We start from the raw sequence: 21,898 nt of genomic DNA, 5'->3' as shown, positions 1-21,898 counted from the left end.
GAAAGTCCACAAGTACATGGGTTCTGCCAGCCACCGCGCACCAAGTCCGTTGCGCCAGCCGGAGACTATCAGCTCTCCGCAGCGTAGCAAGCGCGCAATGATTTTGGTCTTGCTGACCATCTTCTTCCCCGGAAGCGCCCAGCTGATTGCCGGAAATCGTAAGCTCGGACGGATCGCAGTGTCCATCACGATGCTGTGCTGGCTGGCAATCATCGCGCTGGCCGCCCTGTACTTCATTGATCGTTCGATCATCTTGGGCCGGGTAGCGCATCCGAACTTCCAGTTGTTCTTGATCATCGTGCTCGGCACGTTGGCCCTGGGCTGGCTGGTCATGTTCATCAACACCTTGGTGATCATCCGGCCCAAGCTGCTGGCCCCGGGCATGCGAGCCATCGTTTCGGTCTTTACCCTGGCAGCCGTGGTGGCCACCAGCGGGGTATTCGTCTACGGCGCCTCGCTGCTGAACACCGGACGCGAAACCATTACCGCGGTCTTCGACAAAGGCCCGGCCTTCGACCCGATTGACGGACGCTACAACATCGCGGTCTTCGGAGCTGACTCCGGGGACAACCGTGAAGGCGTGCGCACCGACGTTGCGGCTTTGCTTTCCGTTGATGCGAAAACCGGCAAGAGCCTGCTGATCTCGGTACCGCGCAACTTCCAGAGCGCACGCTTCGCAGCTGGCTCTCCGATGGAGAAAATTTGGCCGAACGGCTACAACTGCGGTGACGAGTGCATCTTCAACTCGATCTACCGCAATGCCGAAACCGAACACGCCGATGCGTTCCCTGACACCGTAAAGAACATCGGTGCGCAGGCCGCCATGGACGCTTTGGAAGGCACTACCGGCCTTCCGGTCCAGGGCTACGTCATGATCAACATGGCCGGCTTCGAGCAGTTCGTTGATGCCCTCGGCGGAGTCACCATCAACTCCGGCGGCTGGGTCCCTTACAACGGCAAGTACTACCCGAACAGCACCGTGCGCACCCACTGGTTCGCCCCGGGCACCCACACCTTCACCGGCAAGCAGGCTTTGTGGTTTGCCCGCTCGCGTGACTTCACCGATGACTACCACCGCATCAAGCGCCAGCAGTGCTTGCAGCAGGCCATCATCAAGCAGGTCAAGCCGCAAACCATCCTGAGCAACTTCACTTCGATCATGTCCGCTGGCGAACAGCTGGTGGAAACCGATATTCCTGCCGGGCAGCTCGGATCGTTCGTTTCGTTGGCCGAGAAGGTTTCAAATGAGCCAATGACTCGCCTGACCCTTGGCGCACCGGACTTCGAACGCAGCTTCTCCACCTACCCGAAATTCGATGAGCTGCAGGAGCGCATCCAATCCCTGATCGCCAAGCAGAATAAGCCAAAGGAAGACAAGCCGAAGAAGAGCAAGGATTCTTCCAAGTCTGCAGAGTCCGAGGAGACCACGAAGGCCTCTGAAGAAAGTGAGGACAGCACCGATGTGAATAATGCTCCGAAGCTGTCCAATAGCGATGACAAAGAGTTCACCAAGCCAGATGGAAGCCCGATCACCGAGGAATACCTGGTGAATCTGGAAATGGCTGGCTACCGCACCTTGATTTCTGAGATTGCAGCCAACAACGACGAATGTTCGGTTCCATAAACGGTTAAGACCCCCCGACCGCCAATGCGACCCAAATACCGTTCCTGAAAGGCTATGGTCAAACGACGTGTTCGAGTTGAAAAACGCTATCCGCGACTACCATTGGGGTTCTGCCTCGCAGATCTCCGACCTGCTCGATTTGCCTGCGGACACCACCCCGCAGGCCGAGATGTGGCTCGGCGCCCACCCTGGGTGCCCAAGCCGGATCTCCACTGACGGCACAGCACTCAATGACTTCATTGCGCAGGACCCAGAACATATTCTGGGGGCCGGTGTCGCCCAGCGTTATGGACGCCTGCCATACCTGTTCAAGGTCCTCTCTGCCACTTCGCCGTTGTCCATCCAGACGCACCCAACGCTGCAGCAGGCAAAGGAACGCTTCGCCCAGGAAACGGCCAGCGGCAAGGCTTTGGACGCTGCGGACCGCAACTACCGCGACGATAACCACAAGCCGGAAATGCTCTTTGCATTGACCGACTTCGTGGCACTGTCCGGTTTCCGGCAGCCAGCGCAGATCGTTGAAGACCTCCAGGTTCTGGAACCGCACCTGCCAGAGCAGTCCCATCGCATAGTGGGTGAACTGGTGGCCTTGCTGCAGGGTAGTGACCCGCTCGCCAGCACCTTCAAGCACGTGCTGACCGCTGGGGAAGAAATCTCGCAGCTGGCACAGCAGATCAGCCACGCGGTGTCAGCCAGCACCGAATTGCAGCGAAATGTGCAGTTTGCCGAGCTGGTTTCCATCAACAAGGTCTACCCGGGTGACCCAGGCGTTCTGGTGGCGTTGCTGCTGAATCTGGTCTTCTTGGAACCAGGCCAGGCCATCAGCTTGGGCGCGGGCAATGTCCATGCGTATCTGCGCGGCTTGGGAATTGAAGTCATGGCCAATTCGGATAACGTGCTGCGCGGCGGACTGACCAGCAAGCACATTGACGTTCCCGAGCTATTGGACGTCACCATTGCCCAGCCCTCCCCCGCTCCGATCCTGGAGCCGGTGGCGCTCGATACCCATGATCGCCTCTACAAGCCTGACTTTGAAGAGTTCCAGCTGCAGGTGCTCGATCCTACCGAACCAGGTCTTGCCGCCGATCTGCAGCTGCACGGTGCAGCCGTTGTGCTGTGCACCGCCGGCGAGTTCATGGTCGCAACCCGCGAGGGGGAACGCAGCATCAGCCGCGGGCAGTCGCTGTTCATTACTGCCGCTGAGCTGCCTGCCACCGCCACCTTGCAGGGCACCGTTCCAGGTCAGCTCTTCGCGACCAGCGCGCAGATCGACTAGTACTGCCGGCCCTGCATCTTCACGGCATTCAAGGCCTTAAACCGAAACTGCGAGCTATGAACCTGCAAAAGGTCCATAGCTCGCAGTTTTAGCATGAGCTGGTTTTAGCGGGTGTAAGCTTCCCACTTATCCTGCTGGTGCTCACCATCGACGAAGCGGATGGTGCCGGACTTGGCACGCATCACGATCGACTGGGTGTGGATGCGGTTGTCCTTGTAGCGAGCTCCGCGCAGCAGGTCGCCATCGGTGATGCCGGTCGCTGCGAAGTAGCAGTTATCGGAGGTCACCAAGTCGTTGGTGGTCAGCACGCGGCCCAGTTCATGGCCGGCGTCGATCGCCTGCTGCTTCTCATCGTCGTCCGTTGGCCACAAGCGGCCCTGGATCACGCCGCCCAGTGCCTTGATGGCGCAGGCGGTCACGATGCCTTCAGGAGTGCCGCCAACGCCCATCAACGCGTCAACGCCGGTGCCCTCGCGGGTTGCGGCGATGGCTCCGGCAACGTCGCCGTCCATGATCAGCTTGGTGCGCGCACCGGCTGCACGGATCTCTTCGATCAGTCCAGCGTGGCGTGGGCGGTCCAAGATGGTCACGGTGACCTGGCTGATCTTCTTGCCCTTGGCCTTGGCGATCAGGTGCAGGTTCTGCTTCACCGGCAGGCGGAGGTCAACAAGTTCTGCGGCTTCTGGCCCGGTGACCAGCTTCTCCATGTAGAACACTGCGGAAGGGTCGAACATCGAACCGCGGTCGGCCACAGCCAGAACGGACAGTGCGTTGTTCAGGCCCAGTGCGGTGAGTCGGGTGCCGTCAATCGGGTCTACTGCGACGTCACATTCGGCTCCGGAGCCGTTGCCGACCTGTTCGCCATTGAACAGCATTGGCGCTTCGTCTTTTTCGCCTTCGCCGATCACGACAACACCGTTGAAGTTCACGGTGGAAAGCAGGCCACGCATGGCATCCACTGCCGCGCCGTCGGCGGCATTCTTGTCACCGAATCCAACCCATGGCGAGGAAGCGATGGCTGCCGCTTCGGTAGCACGCACCAGCTCCAGTGCTAGGTTGCGGTCCGGCTCCGCGTCGGAAACCGACAGTCGCGAAGAAAGGTGGGCATAATTGTTCTTTTCGGTCACGAAAGATCCCATCACTGAGTCGTAGTCATTGCGCCTATGCAAACACCCACATTATATCCCCTTAGTTTTTAGCTTTACAGTTCGTGTCGGGCGCGCCTGCACGCAGTCCTATGTGTGGTTGGGCACTCCCGTTCGAAATCCACAGAATCTTCGGGGAGAATGGAAGGCGTGCATCCTGAGAACAACACCGAGAACAACGCGCCGGCAACCGAGAACGCAGCAAGCGGTAGCGGCCTGCCTGTTGCATCCCCTCGAAGCCTGGACGATCCCAATGCCACCTTTGAAGATCTGCCGTTCAAGCCGCAGCTGACCGAGAAGCAGGCGAAGCGTGCAAATCAGACCTTCAAGGGCATGGTGCTGTCCATCGGCTTCACTGTTGCCATTCTCATTCCAGTCTTGATGCTCAATCCCGCACCGAAGGACGACGCTTTTGAAAGCGACGTCAACCTGCAGGCCACCGCAGAGCAGACCGAGCAGATTTCCGGTTTTGAAATTTTCGCTCCCGAACTGGGCGAGAAGGAATATGCGAACTTCGCGCGCTGGCAGGCCAACACCGCTCAGGGCGTTCCTTATTGGGAATTCGGCCTGGTCTCGGAAGATAAGAACTTCGTTTGGGTTCGCCAAGCAGCTGAATCCAATCCAACGTGGATCGCCTTGATCACCGACGCTGCCACTCCCACCGAGAAGCGCACCATTGGAGGCACTGAATGGGAGGTGCGGGTCAAGGACCAGAGCACCTACCTGATCGCTGATTTCGCCGACTCCACCGTCGTCCTGTCCAGTGACACTTCCGTTGAGCAGCTGAACAGCGTTGCTGAACAGGTCGCAAACGACCTGAAATAAGTCACTTTCCCGGGCATCCGCAGTCATATATTCGATATTCGAAAAATGTCAAGCTGTGTGGAGTCACTAAGCTGCCTGCAACGCAACACCCGCCTCTTCTGACGGCAGGTTAATCCCCACGACCCCCGCAGGCGCAGGCGTCACCGGACGGTAATGAAAACGTGCCGGATGCAACCGGTAATAATCCTCCAATGCCTGCTGCCGCACCTGCCAAACATGCTCCCAAGACCCGTCGTGGACCTGCGCCGGAGAGAACAAAGCAATCCCCGAATGCTTGTGCTGCCCGTTGTACCACGGCACGTACCCATCCAAATAGGCTCGCGCATCGGCAAGCGCGGAGAATACTTTTGGATAATCGGGACGATACTTCATCGTCCTGAATCCGGACTCACTGAACGGGTTGTCATTCGATACGTAGGGCCGGTTATGGCTCAGCTCAACACCTTTGGCCTCCAACGCGTCTTTCAAGGCATTGGACTTCATGGCCGGCCCAGAATCGGCATGTACTACATGGGGCACGCCGTAGGTTTTGAAAGCGTCTTGGAACATCTCCACGGCCAGATGATCCGCTTCGCGCTCCTCCACCCGGTACCCGACGATCTGCCGGGAGAAAATATCGATGATCGAATAGGCCTTGAACACGCGGTTCTTATACGGCGAATACAAGTCGGTAATGTCCCACGACCAGATCTGCCCAGGACCGGTGGCTTTCAACACAGGCTTTTGTCCTCGTGTTGTGCGGTTTTGTTTTCGGGTGGGCACCTTCGGGCGGAGCATCTGCTCTTCGAGCGCTGCGGCAATACGCCACCATGCGCGCCGCGAGGCGAGCATGAGTCCTTCATCCCAGGCTGTGGCAAAGGAATGGTCCACCGAGTTCCCCTCGGCCCACCCGGCAAGAATACGCTCTTCGATGCGCTCACAGTCCCCGGGGCTGATCCTGGTGGAATAGGCGCGATCCGCCTGGTGGATCGGGTTCGTTGCCCTGGGCCTCGGACTGCTCCGGTAGTGCCAGGTCGAACGGGAAAGACCGGTGACTTTGAGGGCTTGGCGTTGCGAACCGTTAAGGCTCGTTAGGGCTCGGATCAGTTCGTTTTCCGTGGCGATGAATTCTTGCGCTCGTCCGTCGTTGACGTGGCGGGCTCTTGCTCGTTCAACGCGTGCAAGAGCCCGATAGCTTTTCCCAGGGCCTCGTTAGTTCCTTCGAGCTGGCGGACGCGTTCACGCAGCGCCTTGAGCTCGTCCTCGTGTTCTGCTTGTTCCTTGGCACGGGCTTGCTCGAAGGCTGAGCGTTGGCTCGGGGTAGTGTTCATCTGTCCATGATCTCGTGGAACGAGGTTGCGGTCGAGGTCCCCTTCGAAGACGAGCTGGTTCCAGCGGTAGAACGTGGCCCTGGAGAAGGGCTGTTGCTGCAGCCATGCAGTCCGGGTGCCGTGGGGCTGCAGGTTGTATTGGTGGACGTAGTCCCTGATTTCTTCGCGGGTGACGCCGACGGTGCTCATGGTGGTTCCTTCTGGTCAGTGGTGGGTCGTGGTTGACTCACTTACAGCCTGACCGAGAGGGATTCGAATAACTTCCCGTAGAATCTGAGACATGCTCCCTGAATCAACACAACAGTCACTGACACCAAAAGAGGCCTGGGAAAAGCTCAGCTCAGGTAATCTCCGTTTCGTCAGCGAAGACACCCAGCACCCCAACCAGGACAGCGCCCGTCGGCAAAAGCTGATTTCCGGCCAGGAACCTTTTGCGGTCATCTTCGGCTGCTCGGATTCCCGCCTTGCCGCAGAGATCATCTTCGATGTGGGATTGGGCGACATGTTCGTGGTGCGCACCGCCGGGCACGTTTTGGACCCTGCGAGCTTGGGTTCCTTGGAGTTTGCCGTCGATATCCTCAATGTGCCGCTGATCGTGATCCTCGGACACAACTCATGTGGCGCGGTCACCAGCGCCATCAAGGCCAAGGAAACCGGAGAAATGCCCAAGGGCTTCGTCCGTGACTTGGTTGAGCACATCACCCCGTCGGTTCATGCTGCCGAACGCAAGGGCATCACCGATGTGAACGGTACCGTCGTCGAACACGTCAAGCAGACCACCGACCGCTTGGTCGATCTGTCCAGCATCATCGCACTGGCTATCGAAGAGGGCCGCACCGCGGTCGCCGGCGTGGCCTACCACCTGCATGACGGGCGTGCCCAGCTGGTCTCCAGTCTGGGTCTGGACTAAGCGCTCAAAAATTCTACAGAAAGCCTTGTAAAACGGCTTTTATTCCCGTTTCGGGGAAACGTCACTGTTGGTTGTGACCTTTGCGTCAGAGCCCTGTCTTTTGATTGCGGTTCGGGCGTACTCTGGGCTCATGACTAACAGTGACGATTTCCGCATCGAACATGACACCATGGGCGAGGTTCGAGTCCCCGCTCAAGCTCTGTACCGCGCACAGACCCAGCGCGCTGTTGAGAACTTCCCGATCTCGGGAAAGACCTTGGAATCTTCGCATATCAAGGCCCTCGCACAAGTAAAGAAGGCCGCGGCGCAGGCCAATCTGGCCCTGGGCGTTCTGGACGAAGAACGTGCCGCAGCCATCGTATCCGCAGCCGATCAGGTAGCCACCGGCCAATACGATGAGCACTTCCCCATCGACGTATTCCAGACCGGTTCTGGAACCAGTTCGAATATGAACACCAACGAAGTGCTCGCCGAATTGGCAACCCGTGCGCTGAAGGCTCAAAACAGCGACACCGAGGTTCACCCTAACGACCATGTGAACGCCTCGCAGTCTTCCAACGATGTCTTCCCGACCTCGGTCCATGTTGCCGCCACCGGCGCGCTGATCAATGATTTGATCCCAGCCCTTGGAACCTTGGCCTCGGCGTTGGAGGCTAAATCTGCCGAATTCAAGGACGTGGTCAAGTCCGGTCGAACCCACCTGATGGACGCCACTCCGGTCACCCTCGGCCAAGAATTCGGCGGCTACGCAGCCCAGGTTCGCTACGGCATTGAACGCATCGAAGCAGCACTGCCGCGAGTTGCCGAGGTCCCCCTTGGCGGCACCGCAGTGGGTACGGGCATCAATACCCCAGAAGGCTTCCCGCAGCGGGTCATCGAGTTCCTGCGCGAAGACACCACGCTGCCCATCATCGAAGCACGCAACCACTTCGAAGCGCAGGCCAACCGTGATGGATTAGTCGAAGCTTCTGCCGCTTTGCGCACCATCGCCATTTCACTGATCAAGATCGCCAACGACCTGCGCTGGATGGGCTCCGGTCCCAACACCGGCTTGGGTGAAATTTCCATCCCCGACCTGCAGCCAGGTTCATCGATCATGCCAGGCAAGGTCAACCCGGTGATTTCAGAGGCGACCATCCAGGTTGCTGCGCAGGTCATCGGCAATGACACCGCCATCGCTTGGGCCGGAACCAACGGTGCGTTTGAGCTGAATGTCGGGATCCCGGTGATGGCCTCGAATCTTCTGGAATCCATTCGCCTGCTCTCCAACACCTCAACGGTCATGTCAGAAAAGATGATTCAGGGAATCAGCGCCAATGTGGAGCGTGCCCGTTTCCTCGCCGAAGCCTCGCCTTCGATTGTCACCCCGCTAAATAAGCTCATCGGCTATGAGAATGCAGCCAAGATCGCCAAGAAGGCGGTGGCTGAAGGACTGACGGTACGAGAAGCAACCATCGCATTGGGCTTCGTGGAACGCGGTGAACTCACCGAGGAACAGCTTGATCAGCTGCTGGATGTATCGACCATGGTCGGCAAGTACTAGCCCGCTTCGCCTGTCGTGTATGCCGCTGCCGCGGTTCGATGCTGCACATCGAACCGCGGCAGCGTATTTAACCCCCGAGAAACAGGCTCCTGCTTAGAGGTGGCCTCTGCTACTCTCCGAGTATGACTCGCGCCACATCCCGACTTTCCAAACGCCTCGCGCTGTAGATTTCGAGTACCCTCGTACTCCTCTTGGCCGCATTCTTCATCTTCGCGCCGGGCATCGTAGAAAATACCCGGAACAAAATCGAGGCCAAGGATTTGCCGGTGGTCAGCGAAGAGGCCGCGAAACTGCATTCGCGCTTGGAGATTGCCGATATGCACGCGACACCTTGATGTGGGACCGCTCGCTGCTCACGCATTCAACCCGAGGACATGTGGACTTGCCTCGCCTGGAAGAAGGCAATGTCGCCTTGCAGGTCTTCTCCTCGGTTTCCAAGTCGCCTGTCGGCCAGAATAACGAGTCCAACAGCGCCGACTCGGATAACATCACGCTGCTGAGCATCGCCCAGCTCCAACCGCCGCGGACCTGGAACTCGCTGCTGGAGCGCTCGCTCTACCAAGCAAAGAAACTGCGTGATGATGCCGCGGATTCACAAGGAACCCTGCGCACCATTACCAGCACCGCCGAGCTGGACAAGCTGCTCATGGACCGCAAGAACGGCATGAAGGTCACCGGCGGACTCTACTCCGTTGAAGTGCTGCACAACCTCGAAGGCGATATCGCAAACCTCGACATCCTCTTCGAGGACGGGATGCGCATGGCAGGATTCACCCACTTCTTTGACAACCCCGTTGCCGGTTCCAAGCACGGAGTCGAGAAAACAGGGCTCACCGACCTTGGACGGGCCGCACTGAAGCGCATGGAAGAATTGGGAGTCATCATCGATCTGGCGCATTCCAGCGACCAGACCTTCGATGATGTCCTGTCCTTGGCGACCAAGCCGGTGGTATTCAGCCACGGCGGTGTCCAGGCCTCCTGCGATGTGAACCGTAATCTCAATGATGAACAGATCCGTGCGGTGGCCCGAACCGGTGGCGTCATCGGCATCGGCTACTGGGATGCAGCCATTTGCACCCTGGAGGTGAGCTCCGTCGTCGATGCGATGGAACACGTCATCAAGGTTGCCGAAATCGAGCATGTGGGTTTGGGCAACGATTTTGACGGGGCCACGACCGTGGCATGGGATGCCAGCCAGATCGCGGTGATCACCCAAGAGCTGATGAACCGCGGCTACTCGGAAACCGGCATCGAGGCCATCATGGGCGGAAATACGCTGCGCGTCTTCCGCGAGGTGCTGCCAGCAAACTAGCCCGGCTCCAGCCTAGCTAGCGAAGTAGCCGCCGGGCCGCGGATTCAGCGCCCACTGCAGAGCCCGTTCGTGAAGCGGTGGCAGTTCCGGGCGATCAGCCAGCGCGTAGTACCCGACCTCCAAGTTCTCGTCATCGTTGACATTCGCCTCACCCGATAGGTGGCGAGCCTTGAAGACAACATCGAGGTACTGGGCGTGATCTCCATTGGGGTACACCGTTGGAGCGGTCACTCCGACACCCAGCAGGTCAGTGATTTCGCATTCAACGCCGGTTTCTTCCAGGACTTCGCGAACCGCGGTGTGCGATGGTTCTTCGCCAGGATCGATAATTCCTGCTGGCAAGGTCCACTGCCCATTGTCAGCGCGCCGCACCAGCAAGACCTTGTCTTCGTGGAGGACCACGACCTTCACCCCAGAGAGCCACAGCAGTTCATGCCCGATACGTGTTCGAAGATTAGTTACGAATTCTGGAGTTGCCATGATTTCATCGTGCCATAAGCAGCGCGATAAACGAGCCGATGAGCATGAAGGGGCCGAAAGGGACCGCTGATTTCAGGGTCAGCTTCCGTGCCACCACTCCCCCAATAACCCAGAGCGTGGCAAGTACGAAGGCGAGCAATGTTGCAAAAAACAAGCTGGGCAAGGAATAGTATCCGAGGTTCAATCCCAGCACGCCAGCCAGCTTCACATCTCCCATGCCCATCGCTCCGCCGGAAGCCAGCGTAAGGAGCAGATAGCCGCCGCCAAGCAGCAACAGGCCCAGCAGCCCGATGAGCACACCGTGCAGATCCGACCGGAAAATCCCCAGCAGCGCAATGACTGCCAGGCTGGCCGCCAGCCAAGATGCGACCAGGCGGTTGGGCAGACGATGTGTTGCCATATCTTGCTTTGCCAGAAGGACCCCGAAGCCAAGAAAGCAGGCAAGCTGGAGAAGAACCAGCGCTGCTGACACCGGGCTTTCTTGGGCTACGCTCCAAATTTCTGACATGCATAGAGCATAGGCAGGTAATCGCCTCTGCGGCAGAGCAGTCTTCCTCTTGTGAATAATTCAGCCGCTTCTACAATTAGAGTATGGACGTTCCCACAGCTCCAGTTCTTTTCCCCGGGCAGCCAGCCCCTGACTCGGCGGCCCGCCGTCGCTTCCGCGCCTTAGCCCGTTCCGCGCCGTGGCTGAGCACGTCGTTGCAGTTCCGGATCCAGGTTCCAGAACCCTACGCCAAGCCGGACGAAGGACTGGAAGGAGAACTGACTGCGATACTGCGCCAACGCGAGGCCATTTCCGTGCGTTCGGCCGACGGCCAGCTGGTGTACCAAAAGGAGAAGTTCACTGCGGACCGCAGCCACGGCTATGTCGCTGCCACCAATTCCTCCTGGAAGCTGCCGGCCTCGCTGACCTCGCCGGTCTACACCTCGGACCAGCTGATCTTGCGCCGTCCACAGATTTCCGGCTTCAACGGATTACTGCCCTTGGAGCATTGGGAAGCGATGCTGGATCCGGTGGAGCTTGCCGGCACCGAACCGGCCTCCCATGATCTGGCATTTGGCCACCCCACCTATATCCATGAACTGGCAGAGATCACTCACGATGATCGGCCAGCATTAGCTGCCGTCCTATCTGCAGGGCATAACTACCAGCCTACGGTCGCCAGCTGCCCGCTGGTTCCGCACGGCACACGCACCTTGGTAGTCCTGGATCGGGCCACCGGTCTGTGCGTGAACCGGCGAGTGCTCCTCGCCGAGGCCCAAGTACCGCCGGCGCCCGAGCTGTCCCTTCAGCTGCTTGCGCATAACCAGTACTACATTGATTCCCTGTTCACTGCCCCAGCCCCCACGCTCACCGACGTGAGAGCGCCGATTCCGTGGGAGCTGCGCAGCGAACGCCCCGCCTAAGGCCGGGTTGGCGAATCCAGCAGGTCGGTGACCAGCGCGGCGATGGCCGAACGCTCGGAACGCGTCAGGGTCACGTGCCCGAAGAGCGAGTGCCCCTTGAGCTGCTCAACGACCGCGGCCACACCGTCATAGCGGCCCACGTGCAAGTTATCGCGCTGTGCCACGTCGTGGGTGAGCACGACCTTGGAGTTCTGTCCGATGCGCGAAAGCACGGTGAGCAAGACGTTGCGCTCCAAAGACTGGGCTTCATCAACGATGACGAACGAATCATGCAGCGAACGGCCGCGGATGTGCGTCAGCGGCAGCACTTCAAGCATCCCGCGTTCCACCACTTCATCAATGGCGTTCTTCGACACGATCGAGCCGAGGGTATCGAAGACGGCTTGGGCCCACGGCCCCATCTTCTCGCCCTCGGAGCCCGGCAGGTAACCCAGTTCCTGGCCGCCCACGGCGTAGAGCGGGCGGAAGACGGTAATCTTGCGGTGCTCGCGGCGTTCCAGCACTGCTTCCATTCCCGCGCACAAGGCCAAGGCCGACTTGCCGGTACCGGCGTTGCCACCCAGCGACACGATCCCCACCGACGGGTCCATCAGCAAATCCAGGGCGATCCGCTGTTCGGCGCTGCGGCCGTGCAGCCCGAAGGCCTGCTGGTCCCCGCGCACCAATTTCACGGTGTTCGCATCAATTTTCCGGCCCAGGGCGCTTCCTCGCGGCGAGGTGATGACAAAGCCGGTGTTGATCGGGTGCTCGGCTACCGCAGGGTGGTTCAGAAGCTGTTCGTGCTCGTAGAGCTTGGCCATGGTCTCTTCATCGAGCTCGAGTCCCTGAATTCCGGACCACCCGGTGGAAGCGATTTGATCGTTGCGGTAGACCTCGGCATGGATTCCCATGGCCGAGGCCTTGATGCGCATCGGCAGGTCCTTGGTCACCAGTGCTACGTCAAGGCCCTCATCCAGCAGGTGCTTGGCGACCGCGAGTATGCGTGCGTCGTTATCCCCGGAGCGCATGCCCACCGGCAGGACATCGGGTGCAATATTGTTCAATTCAATGCGCAGCGTTCCACCGGTTTTGGACACTGGGACCGCCTGGGCCAATCCCCCATGGCTGGCTATCAAGTCATCAAGCAAACGAAGGGCTTGACGGGCGAAGAAACCCAGATCAGGATCCTTGCGCTTGTTTTCCAGCTCGATGACGACAGTCAACGGGATCACTACATGATGCTCATCGAAACGGAACATGGCTTTCGGATCAGAAAGCAAGACCGAAGTATCAATGACGTAGGTTCGTACACCCTGTTCGGCAGTTCGGTTCATGGCAGCGCACCCATTCTCGGATCCGGCGTGGGGACTCTCCCCACGCGAAAGTGGGGAATCCCAACACCGGATGTCCAAGGCGATTCCGGTAGCTGTACCGGCTGGCGCTGCAATTGGTCATCTAGTGCGGAACCCTTCGATCAGCCGGAGCTTGTTGCCCTGGCCTTATGATCACCATAGACCTTCAAACGCTACTGGAGGACTACGTTCAGGTAACGATTAGCTGAACAGCTTCAAAGGGCGTACTGACTTGGGCTTAGGTGCCAAAACGCCGCTGGCGATCAGCGAAATCACGCAGTGCGCGCAGGAAATCCACACGGCGGAAGTCCGGCCACAGGGCCTCGCAGAAGTAGAACTCGGAGTAGGCGCTCTGCCAGGTCAAGAAGCCGGACAGTCGCTGCTCGCCGCTGGTGCGGATGACCAGGTCCGGGTCCGGCTGCCCCTTGGTGTACAAGGCGGACTCAATGTCATCGGTGGATAGACTGGATGCCAGTTCTTCAAGCGTGCGGCCATCCTTGGCGGCGTCGCACAGCAAGGCCTTGAACGCATCGAGGATCTCACGGCGGCCGCCGTAGCCGATGGCCACATTCACGTGCACGCCGTCCCGATTAGCGGTTATGGTCTCCAAGGCGGCCAGCTTTTGCGCCAGGTCCTCAGGCAATAGATCCTTAGCACCGACCTGCTGCACCTTTACCCGGTTGGTCTCCCCTAGCCGGTCCAGCGTGGAGCCGATAACTTCCAAGAGATCGCGCAGCTCGCTGGCCTCGCGATTGAGGTTGTCGGTGGAGAGCATGTAGAGCGTGACCATCTGGATGTTCAGGTCCTCGCACCAGTCCAGGAACTCCAGGATCTTGTCGGCACCGGCTTGATGGCCTGCCATCGTCGGGGTGCCTGCCAGCTTGGCCCAGCGGCGGTTGCCATCGACCATTACGCCGATATGGTGCGGAAGCTTGTCGGCAGGAAGTGACTTCGCCAAGCGCCGTTCGTAGTAACGGTACGCAAGGTTGGGAAGCTGCACCTTGACCCTGCCTTTCGATCGTTTCCAAAACTCTAGGTTCTAAATCTACCGCGATTTATCCCCGGGTCTTGGCATCTGCCGCTTCACCACGTTAGCAATCAGCAATTTCCGCTGCGCTCAAGCGTTCTTCGGCGCGCTGAATAATGAGAATAAACCCTCGATCCCCAAGACCGGAATCTGGCAAAGCTCTTCCCGGCACGGCTGGATCTGCAGGCCCTGGTCCGCATGAGGCAAGGACGGATCATGGCGCACATTGATCCCAAGGCTCATGGCCACCGAGCGCACGCGCTTGGCTTGATCCGAATCCCACTGCGAGATCGCCAGATAGTGCACGGGGCTGGAAATGATGCACTGCACTTCCAACGCGGTTGCTACCTGTGTCGGTGCTTCGCTGGCTAAGGCCAGGGCATGGGCAGAAAGCCCTCGGGCGCTTTCCAGTGCTGCCGCATCCGCATCGGTGTATTCCCCGGCTGCCATGGACTGCAACGCTTGGACGGCCAGCGCCTTGGCATAGAGCGCTCCAGAAGCTGGCATGGCATCGTCCAGGACCGTCACGGCAGCGATGCTGCTGCGCTGCGCGGTGATGCGTGCATCGGATTGAACCGTGTCCCGTGGCACCCCTGATTCTGGATCGACAAAGTCAGCGGCGCGGCCCAGCAAGTCCTTAGCTCGCTGCGCCCACTGCTGCTGGCCGGTGGCTTGGTGCAGGGCCAGGAAGCCGAGGGCCAAGGCCGAGTAGTCCTGCAAGGTGCCTTCATTGGCGTGCGTGGCTGCGCCGGCGAAGCTGACCCGGGCCAACCGCTTATTTTGCTGATCCCACTGCATCTGCCACACCGATTCGGCGGCCTGGGCCGCCAGCTTCAAGGCATCGGGTGCTTCCAGCAGCAGCGCCGCTTCGCACAAGGCTTCAATAGCCAGGCCGTTCCAGCCAGCGATCACTTTTTCATCGCGGATCGGCATGATTCGCGAGCGGCGCAGGGTGCGCATCTGCTCACGCAGTTCTTGCAGTACCTCCAGTTCGCTTGCCTCAGGTGTGCGCAACAGCGAGAAGCAGAAGTTCTGCGGGTCCTCGGCTACCGGGCCGAAACGAAGCAAGCCCTTAGGCAGGCGTTGGATCAGCGGATCGGTGACCTGTGCGATTTCTTCGCGGTTCAAGGTGTAGTAGGCCCCTTCAACCTGGTGTCCGTCGCGGGAAGAATCTGCGTCCAGCGAGGCAGCAAGGGCTGGCGTCGAAGAGGAATTGGTGAGCAATTCTTCTTCGAGGAAGGTGATGATGCCTTGGGCGCTGCGCTGAGCCAGTCCAGCGAGCTTCTGTGCACGCTGCGCGGTGTCCCCTTGGCCCTTGAGTGCCATTTCGGCGGCCAGGACGCTGGTTCGCGCCGCGAGGGAGAGCAATCCGGCGTTGTCGTAGAGCATTTTTTCAAAGTGCGGGACGGACCAATTCGCATCTACGCAGTACCGGGCAAAACCACCATCGACATGGTCTTGCAGGCCGCCCAGGAAGATCGCTTCGAGGTGGGTTGCAGCAGCTTCAAAGGCTTCCTCGGCCCGTTGCGGCTCGGTGATCACCGCACGCGACAGGGTTTTCAGCGCCCAGGTGGGCGGGAATTTAGGCGCCGGGGTGAAACCGCCTTCAGGTTTGCCAGCGGCCATCCAGCGATCCAGTGCGGTGCTGAAAGCTTGGTCGGCTGGCTGCTGGGACTGCAGGGACAACAGCGCGCTTTGCCGGCTGCCCAGTTCGGCAAGATGCTCGGCGAGCATTTGAGCCTGTTCTACGAGCCCGGCACGTTTGGTTTCCCAGGCTTCGTGGACGGCATTGAGCACTTGCCTGAAGCTCGGGGTCTTGCCGCGAGGTTCCTTCGGGTAGTACGTGCCGGCATGCACGGTCCGTCCATCGGGAAGGGTGAAAATCGTCATCGGCCAGCCACCTGCGCCGGTCAGCGCCTGGGTGGCCAGCATGTAGGTATCGTCTACCAGTGGGTGCTCTTCGCGATCCACCTTGATGGCTACGAAGTTTTCGTTGAGCAGCGCAGCGATTTCTGAATCGTCAAAAGACTCGTGGCTCATCACGTGGCACCAATGGCAGGCGGCATAGCCGATGGAAAGCATGACCGGCACGTCACGAAGCCGTGCCTGTTCAAATGCTTCATCCCCATAGGGGAACCAGTCAACTAGTTGATGGGAATGCTGTCTGAGGTATTGGCTGGATGAGCCAGCGAGTCGTTGAGCCACGCAATCATGCTATCGCGCAGCTCACAAAGCGCCTACTGCTGCTCGTCGGTCTTCGGGTCGTGCGGCGCATCTGGTTCCTGGAGATTGCGCGCTTCGCCCTTGTCCACCAGTCCCTGCTGCTTTGATTCAGCTTCCGAGGTGTAGCGCACGCGGCGCACTCGACGGACCATGTCGCGAATCAGGAAGATTACGGCGACCACCATAGCGGCGGTAAAAATGAATCCGAGGAACCCTGGACCATACTCGCTGCTGGTCTCCGTACCGACGCCGAGGGTTGAGGAAGTCAGAGCCAAGGATTCGAAGATCGTATTCACGATGTAAAGACAACTCTTTTCTAGAACTGGAAAGCGCTTAGTACTATCTTAGTCCGGCAAACAAGTCGGTCTCGGGCAGCTCGGTGGACACCTTGGAGGAAATCAGCGTGTAGTCCTCCCACGGCCAGTGCTCGGCGTAGACGTGTTCGGGCACTGCGAAGAAGAAACCTTCCGGATCAATCTGGGTTCTATGCGCCAGCAACGCCTGATCGCGCTGCGAGAAGAAATCGGCGCAGTCGATCTGGGTGGTCGTGGTGTGTGGGGAAACCCACTTAAACATCTGGTTGTCCTGGTCTTCTTCCCACATCGCCACACGCTCGGTGTATGGGGATTCGTACCCGGCTTCCAGCATGGCGTAGTGCAGGGTGCGGAAACGGTCCGGTGCGAAGGCACGGTCGTAGTACAGCTTGCTCACCGACCATGGCGCTCCGAGTTCCGGGTACATTTCCGGGTTGGCGGCATGCTCGAATGCGAAGGTGGACACCTTGTGGCAGTGGATGTGGTCCGGGTGCGGGTAGCCGCCGTTTTCGTCGTAGGTCGTAATGACGTGTGGACGGAATTCACGGATCAGCTTGATGATGCCGGCAGCGGCAATCTCTACTGGCTGCAAGGCAAAGGCGCCAAATGGCAGCTCGGGCAGCGGGTCGCCTTCTGGCAAGCCGGAGTCAACATAGCCAAGCCAACGGTGCTTTACGCCCAGCACCGCGGCTGCTTCAGCCATCTCGGTGCGGCGGACGCCGGCCAGGTCGCGGTGCGCGTGAGCCAGTTCGCCAGCGGCGGCATTAAGGATGTCCCCGCGTTCACCGCCGGTGCATGACACAACCATCACTTCGGCGCCGGCATCGACATAGGCGGCCATCGTCGCAGCACCCTTTGAAGATTCATCATCCGGGTGCGCGTGAATAGCCATGAGTCGCAGACCCTGCGAAGGAGCAATTTTCTTCACGTCGTGAATCTCCACTTATCTTCTTTCCTTATGCCGCATTCTCTAGATAGGCAGGAAGCATCAAATCTGTCCGCCATCCTTATCAACTCACAACCGACCACCGGTTATTCCCCCATGCCGAAAGGCAGTAAACTGGAAGGAAGAACCAATGTTCGGCATTTCCAGTTCCAATGCCGCAAGGCAAGAGAGTGGTGCAAGGCAAATAATGTCTGATCCAAGCTTAACGGCTCGCTACAACAACCCCAAGAAACGCAATCTTTCTAAGAAATCGCGTAACTGGCTTATTGCTGCAGCGCTCTCCCTCGGCGTTGCCGGAGCCGCCTATATCGGCTTCAGCAACTACAGCTCCATTGGCTCCCAGGACTTGGAGTTCGAGGTCATTTCCGCGACTCAAGCCAAGGCCGTTGTCGCCGTCGAATACAACACCAAGCTTCGAGTGCAATGCGACATTCGCGCGATGAACGAGTCCAAGGCCATCGTCGGCTACAAGACTGTTCTGCTTGATCCAGGAGAAGCGACCGGGCATATCACCCAGATCCTGGAAATTGACCTGCATACCGATAACCTTGCCACCACCGCCGGGGTGGAGGACTGCTACGAGGTTCCGCAGGAATACAAGGGGTAACATTTCAGCTTCTTGCTCTCCTAGAAGCTGAATCCATTGGGCTTAATCCGTTTTGGCGACTACTATCATTGAAAAGATACGTTTCGCCCCGCATCGGCGCATGGTTCTAACCGAGCATTAGGACATGAGGCTGGCGGGGTCTTTGCTAGCATCGCCAATAACGTGCAGGCCCGCAGATCCGTACCGAATCCGACTTCGTCGACGCCACCGTTTCGGTGGCTTTCGGCTTTAGGACCACTTATCGGTCCCAAGGCCAAGCGAAGTCCTAACTGACCAAAGGAAGTACAACGTGAGCACCAACAGCAACGAACCTGTCGTTTGGCTGACTCAGGAAGCCTACGATCGGCTCCAGGACGAACTGACTTTCCTCTCAGGCCCGGGACGTGCCGAGATCGTTGCCCGTATCGAGCAGGCACGTTCGGAAGGTGACCTGAAGGAGAACGGCGGCTACCACGCTGCTCGTGAAGAGCAGGGCAAGGCTGAAGCCCGCATCCTCTACCTGAAGGATCTGCTGCGCCGCGCCGACGTAGGCGACGCTCCAGCCGATGATGGAATCGTTGAGCCAGGCATGCTGGTTGTCGCCAACATCGCTGGCGATGAGACCACTTTCCTGTTCGGCTCCCGCGAAGTTGCTGGCGACACCGATCTGGAAGTCTACTCCGAGCAGTCCCCAATCGGCGTTGCCGTGCACGGTGCCAAGGTTGGCGACAAGCTGTCCTACCTGGCTCCAAACGGCCGCGACATCAAGGTCGAGATCATCTCCGCCAAGCCTTACGAAGCAAAGTAAGCGCCTGAGCAAAAGAAATCCCCAGACCAGCTTCTCCAAGCTGTTCTGGGGATTTTCTGCATTCAGCGGCCTTTAGGCCACGGAGCCGCCAGCGTTGTTGGTGATCTGCGGGTCGAAGCCTTCGGCCCGTAGGTTGTTGAGCACCTGCTTGGAGTGCTCATGGCCCTTGGTTTCCAGATCGATGGTGATCGCCACGTCGCCCATGGACAGCGAACCGCCGATGCGGGTGTGGTCCAAGCGGGTCACGTTCGCATCCGACTCGGCGATGATGCTCGAGATCTGCGCGAGGGCACCTGGGCGGTCCGGAAGCATCATGCGCACGGTCAGGAAGCGACCGGCCGCGGCAAGGCCTCGCTGGATCACCTTGAGCATCAGCAGCGGGTCAATATTGCCGCCCGAGAGGATGACCGCGGTGGTTGCCGGGTTGATGCCGTGCTCTTCCAGACGGTTCTCCAGCAGGGCTGCCACGCCCACCGCACCGGCAGGTTCCACCACGAGCTTGTTGCGTTCCAGCAGCACCACCAGGGCGCGGGCCAGCGCATCTTCGGACACGGTCACCACGTCATCGACCAGTTCCTTGATGATGGCGAAGGGCAGCTGGCCCGGCTTGCCCACGGCGATGCCGTCGGCAATGGTGTGCACGGTATCCAGCGGCACCAGCGCGTCAGCGGCCAGCGATGGCGGGTAGGCTGCGGCGTTCTCCGCCTGCACGCCGACTACCTTGATCTCGCGACCCAGTTCCCGGGCTTTTTCCTTCAGCGCGATGGCCACGCCGGCCAGCAGGCCGCCGCCGCCCACGCCCATCAGCACGGTGTCCACCTCTGGAAGCTGCTCAAGCAGTTCCAGGCCGATGGTGCCCTGGCCGGCGATGATGTCCGGGTGGTCGAAAGGATGCACGAAGACCGCGCCGGATTCATCGGCGAAGCGCTGGGCTTCGGCCAATGCCTCGTCCACGGTGTCGCCGAAGAGCACGACTTCAGCGCCGTGGTCGCGGGTGGCGGTCAGCTTGGGCAGCGCAACACCGCGCGGCATGTAGATGCGTGCCTTGATTCCCAAGTGGCTGGCTGCCTGCGCCACGCCCTGGGCATGGTTGCCTGCCGAGGCCGCGACCACACCACGGGCCTTTTCCTCGTCGCTGAGCTTGGACATGCGCACGTAGGCGCCGCGGACCTTGAAGGAGCCGGCGCGCTGCATGTTCTCGCACTTGAGGAAGACTTCCGAGCCCAGGTGCTGGGAGAGCACGCGGGAGTGCTCTACTGGCGTGCGGGCAATAACCGGTTTGAGAACCTTCGCTGCGGCTTCGATGTCAGCCAAGGTGACCGGCAAAGTAGTTTCAGTGCTCATGGATTATTCCTCATCTGCTTTTGTTTCAGGATGCCGGAGCTCCGGCGAAGTTTGCGGGGTGGCAGCCGGGCTGGCGATATCGGCCGGCGGGACTGCTGGGGCTGGGTTCTTTACCGGCGGATTCTTTGCAGAACCCGCCTTGATAATCTGCTCGCCGTAGAGCTTGATGACGTGCGCATCGGTTTCCCATGATCTGTGCGAGAGATACCTGATCACGGCGTTGAGCACGGCCAGCAGCGGAACAGCGAACAGCGCGCCCGGGATGCCTGCGAGCATCGTGCCGCCGGCTACCGCCAGCACCACGGCCAGCGGATGCAGGCTCACGGCCTTGCCCATGATCAGCGGCTGCAGGATATTGGATTCGGCCTGCTGAACCAGCAGAACCACGGCGAGCATGATCAGTGCGTTGATCCAGCCGTTGGCCACCAGCGCCAGCAGCACTGCCAGTGCTCCGGTGATCAGTGCACCGACGATCGGGATGAACGAGCCGATGAAGACCAGCACGCCCAGCGGCATGGCCAGCGGGACACCGAGGAAGAACGCGCCTAGCCCGATGCCGATGGCGTCGATCATCGCCACGACCATCTGCACACGCACGTAGCTGACCAGCGAGGCCCAGCCTCGGGTCAGCGCGCCATCCATGGCAGGACGGGCGCGGCGCGGCAGCAGGTTGATCAGGAAGAGGCCGATCTTGCGGCCGTCGAGCAGCAAGAAGATCAGCGCGAAGATGGCCAGCAGGGTTCCGGTGAGGATCTGGCCAATGGCCGAGGTCCAGCTGATCGCTTCGCTCAAGATGTTCGTGGCATTGCCGCGCAGCTGTGCCAGCGTGTCGTCGAGCACCGATTGCAGGTCGTCGTTGGTCAGCTTCAGCGGACCGTTGAACAGCCAGTTCTGGACCTGCTCGATGCCTGCCAGCGCTTGGGTCCACAGGGCGTTGAAGCCCGCGGTCAGGCGTTGTCCGGCCAGCGACAATCCGGCGGTCACCAACGCGAAGAACCCGATCAGGGTGATGCCCACGGCCAGTCCGCGCGGGACTGCAAGCCTTGAGTTCATGGCATTGACTACCGGAGAGAGCAGCCCGGCGAGCAATGCGGAAACCAGCACGGGGATGACCAGCAGAGAAATCTTGGACAGAGCCCATACCAGCACACCCAGAGCGGCGACGACGATCAGGAAACGCCACGCCCAGGCCGCTGCCATGCGCACGGCATAGGGCATGTCTTCGGCGCTTTGGAAGTCGGTGCTGTCCGCGCGCGGCACATCAAGTGCATTTGCTGGCTTGCTCGGAAGCGAGACGCGCAAGCGGCGTAGTCGATCGAACCGGCTGCTCTTCATGGAACTACGCTATCGCGTTTGCTAAGCCGCCTATCGATCCATGTCACGATTGTGACATAAAACGAGGAGCAGTGCCCGATATGGGCACTGCTCCAGAAAATCACGCTCAATATGTGTGCCTGCCTTTAGTGCAGGTGGCCAGATTGCGC

The 21,898-nt window shown here is 59.7% G+C and carries 22 protein-coding genes; 10 read left to right on the top strand and 12 right to left on the bottom strand.

The window, feature by feature from the left end:
• Positions 1 to 16 precede the first annotated feature (16 nt).
• Positions 17 to 1,624 (top strand): LCP family glycopolymer transferase, encoded by a 1,608-nt coding sequence (locus AARI_RS04375; protein ID WP_013348136.1) that lies wholly within the window; start codon positions 17 to 19, stop codon positions 1,622 to 1,624.
• Between the two features lie 67 nt (positions 1,625 to 1,691).
• Positions 1,692 to 2,900, top strand: a complete 1,209-nt coding sequence (manA, locus tag AARI_RS04370; protein ID WP_013348135.1) for a mannose-6-phosphate isomerase, class I — start codon at positions 1,692 to 1,694, stop codon at positions 2,898 to 2,900.
• Between the two features lie 104 nt (positions 2,901 to 3,004).
• On the opposite strand, the gene glpX is transcribed toward manA, so the two are convergent.
• Positions 3,005 to 4,039 (bottom strand): class II fructose-bisphosphatase, encoded by a 1,035-nt coding sequence (gene glpX, locus AARI_RS04365; RefSeq protein ID WP_013348134.1) that lies wholly within the window; start codon positions 4,037 to 4,039, stop codon positions 3,005 to 3,007.
• A gap of 156 nt (positions 4,040 to 4,195) precedes the next feature.
• Here glpX and AARI_RS04360 point away from each other — a divergent pair, with 156 nt between their 5' ends.
• Complete coding sequence (locus AARI_RS04360; protein ID WP_013348133.1) at positions 4,196 to 4,870, top strand: DUF4245 domain-containing protein; 675 nt, start codon at positions 4,196 to 4,198, stop codon at positions 4,868 to 4,870.
• A 66-nt stretch (positions 4,871 to 4,936) separates the two neighbouring features.
• Here the strand turns inward: AARI_RS04360 and AARI_RS04355 are convergent, their stop codons facing one another.
• On the bottom strand, positions 4,937 to 5,740 hold the full coding sequence (locus tag AARI_RS04355) for a DDE-type integrase/transposase/recombinase (RefSeq protein ID WP_157867086.1): 804 nt from the start codon (positions 5,738 to 5,740) through the stop codon (positions 4,937 to 4,939).
• Between the two features lie 212 nt (positions 5,741 to 5,952).
• Positions 5,953 to 6,369, bottom strand: a complete 417-nt coding sequence (locus AARI_RS04350; RefSeq protein ID WP_013348132.1) for a hypothetical protein — start codon at positions 6,367 to 6,369, stop codon at positions 5,953 to 5,955.
• A gap of 91 nt (positions 6,370 to 6,460) precedes the next feature.
• Here AARI_RS04350 and AARI_RS04345 point away from each other — a divergent pair, with 91 nt between their 5' ends.
• The 4 genes from AARI_RS04345 (at position 6,461) to AARI_RS04335 (ending at position 9,945) form a co-directional block, all read left to right on the top strand.
• Complete coding sequence (locus tag AARI_RS04345; RefSeq protein ID WP_013348131.1) at positions 6,461 to 7,090, top strand: carbonic anhydrase; 630 nt, start codon at positions 6,461 to 6,463, stop codon at positions 7,088 to 7,090.
• A 130-nt stretch (positions 7,091 to 7,220) separates the two neighbouring features.
• The gene (locus AARI_RS04340) at positions 7,221 to 8,633 is read left to right on the top strand and encodes a class II fumarate hydratase (protein ID WP_013348130.1); all 1,413 of its coding nucleotides are present in this window, start codon (positions 7,221 to 7,223) and stop codon (positions 8,631 to 8,633) included.
• Between the two features lie 191 nt (positions 8,634 to 8,824).
• Positions 8,825 to 8,968 carry a hypothetical protein gene (locus AARI_RS19935; RefSeq protein WP_197535090.1) on the top strand — a complete coding sequence of 48 codons (144 nt, stop codon included), beginning with the start codon at positions 8,825 to 8,827 and terminating at the stop codon, positions 8,966 to 8,968.
• Positions 8,968 to 9,945: a dipeptidase gene (locus tag AARI_RS04335; RefSeq protein ID WP_231849470.1), complete on the top strand. Its 978-nt coding sequence runs from the start codon at positions 8,968 to 8,970 to the stop codon at positions 9,943 to 9,945. The genes AARI_RS19935 and AARI_RS04335 overlap by 1 nt, the downstream gene beginning before the upstream one ends.
• Positions 9,946 to 9,957: 12 nt before the next feature.
• On the opposite strand, the gene AARI_RS04330 is transcribed toward AARI_RS04335, so the two are convergent.
• On the bottom strand, positions 9,958 to 10,425 hold the full coding sequence (locus AARI_RS04330) for an NUDIX hydrolase (RefSeq protein ID WP_013348129.1): 468 nt from the start codon (positions 10,423 to 10,425) through the stop codon (positions 9,958 to 9,960).
• Between the two features lie 4 nt (positions 10,426 to 10,429).
• A complete protein-coding gene (locus AARI_RS04325) occupies positions 10,430 to 10,897 on the bottom strand; it encodes a prepilin peptidase (RefSeq protein WP_049862559.1) in 468 nt (155 codons plus the stop codon).
• A 119-nt stretch (positions 10,898 to 11,016) separates the two neighbouring features.
• On the opposite strand from AARI_RS04325, the gene AARI_RS04320 reads away from it, so the two are divergent.
• Complete coding sequence (locus tag AARI_RS04320) at positions 11,017 to 11,835, top strand: hypothetical protein (RefSeq protein ID WP_013348127.1); 819 nt, start codon at positions 11,017 to 11,019, stop codon at positions 11,833 to 11,835.
• On the opposite strand, the gene AARI_RS04315 is transcribed toward AARI_RS04320, so the two are convergent.
• From AARI_RS04315 to mca, 5 genes are all read right to left on the bottom strand, one after another.
• Positions 11,832 to 13,148, bottom strand: coding sequence for a PhoH family protein (locus tag AARI_RS04315; protein ID WP_013348126.1), 1,317 nt, complete (start codon positions 13,146 to 13,148; stop codon positions 11,832 to 11,834). The genes AARI_RS04320 and AARI_RS04315 overlap by 4 nt on opposite strands.
• Before the next feature lie 256 nt (positions 13,149 to 13,404).
• Positions 13,405 to 14,166, bottom strand: a complete 762-nt coding sequence (locus AARI_RS04310) for an isoprenyl transferase (protein ID WP_013348125.1) — start codon at positions 14,164 to 14,166, stop codon at positions 13,405 to 13,407.
• 117 nt (positions 14,167 to 14,283) lie between these two features.
• A complete protein-coding gene (locus tag AARI_RS04305) occupies positions 14,284 to 16,398 on the bottom strand; it encodes a thioredoxin domain-containing protein (protein WP_013348124.1) in 2,115 nt (704 codons plus the stop codon).
• Positions 16,399 to 16,430: 32 nt separating this feature from the next.
• Positions 16,431 to 16,712, bottom strand: a complete 282-nt coding sequence (locus AARI_RS04300) for a hypothetical protein (protein WP_013348123.1) — start codon at positions 16,710 to 16,712, stop codon at positions 16,431 to 16,433.
• Positions 16,713 to 16,755: 43 nt separating this feature from the next.
• A complete protein-coding gene (gene mca, locus AARI_RS04295; protein WP_049862710.1) occupies positions 16,756 to 17,622 on the bottom strand; it encodes a mycothiol conjugate amidase Mca in 867 nt (288 codons plus the stop codon).
• 241 nt (positions 17,623 to 17,863) lie between these two features.
• Between mca and AARI_RS04290 the strand changes: the two genes are divergently transcribed.
• Together AARI_RS04290 and greA are read left to right on the top strand one after the other, a co-directional pair.
• A complete protein-coding gene (locus tag AARI_RS04290) occupies positions 17,864 to 18,283 on the top strand; it encodes a DUF4307 domain-containing protein (protein ID WP_041648478.1) in 420 nt (139 codons plus the stop codon).
• Positions 18,284 to 18,572: 289 nt separating this feature from the next.
• Entirely contained in the window at positions 18,573 to 19,070 is a 498-nt protein-coding gene (gene greA / locus AARI_RS04285; protein WP_013348120.1) for a transcription elongation factor GreA, read from the top strand.
• Between the two features lie 72 nt (positions 19,071 to 19,142).
• On the opposite strand, the gene ilvA is transcribed toward greA, so the two are convergent.
• On the bottom strand, positions 19,143 to 20,414 hold the full coding sequence (gene ilvA, locus AARI_RS04280; RefSeq protein ID WP_013348119.1) for a threonine ammonia-lyase: 1,272 nt from the start codon (positions 20,412 to 20,414) through the stop codon (positions 19,143 to 19,145).
• Positions 20,415 to 20,417: 3 nt separating this feature from the next.
• Complete coding sequence (locus tag AARI_RS04275) at positions 20,418 to 21,749, bottom strand: AI-2E family transporter (RefSeq protein WP_013348118.1); 1,332 nt, start codon at positions 21,747 to 21,749, stop codon at positions 20,418 to 20,420.
• Positions 21,750 to 21,898 lie beyond the last annotated feature (149 nt).

It is taken from the genome of Glutamicibacter arilaitensis Re117 (assembly GCF_000197735.1).
GTDB lineage: Bacteria > Actinomycetota > Actinomycetes > Actinomycetales > Micrococcaceae > Glutamicibacter > Glutamicibacter arilaitensis.
Note: the sequence above shows the minus strand (reverse complement) of the source record. Positions and strands in the feature narration are given on the sequence as shown.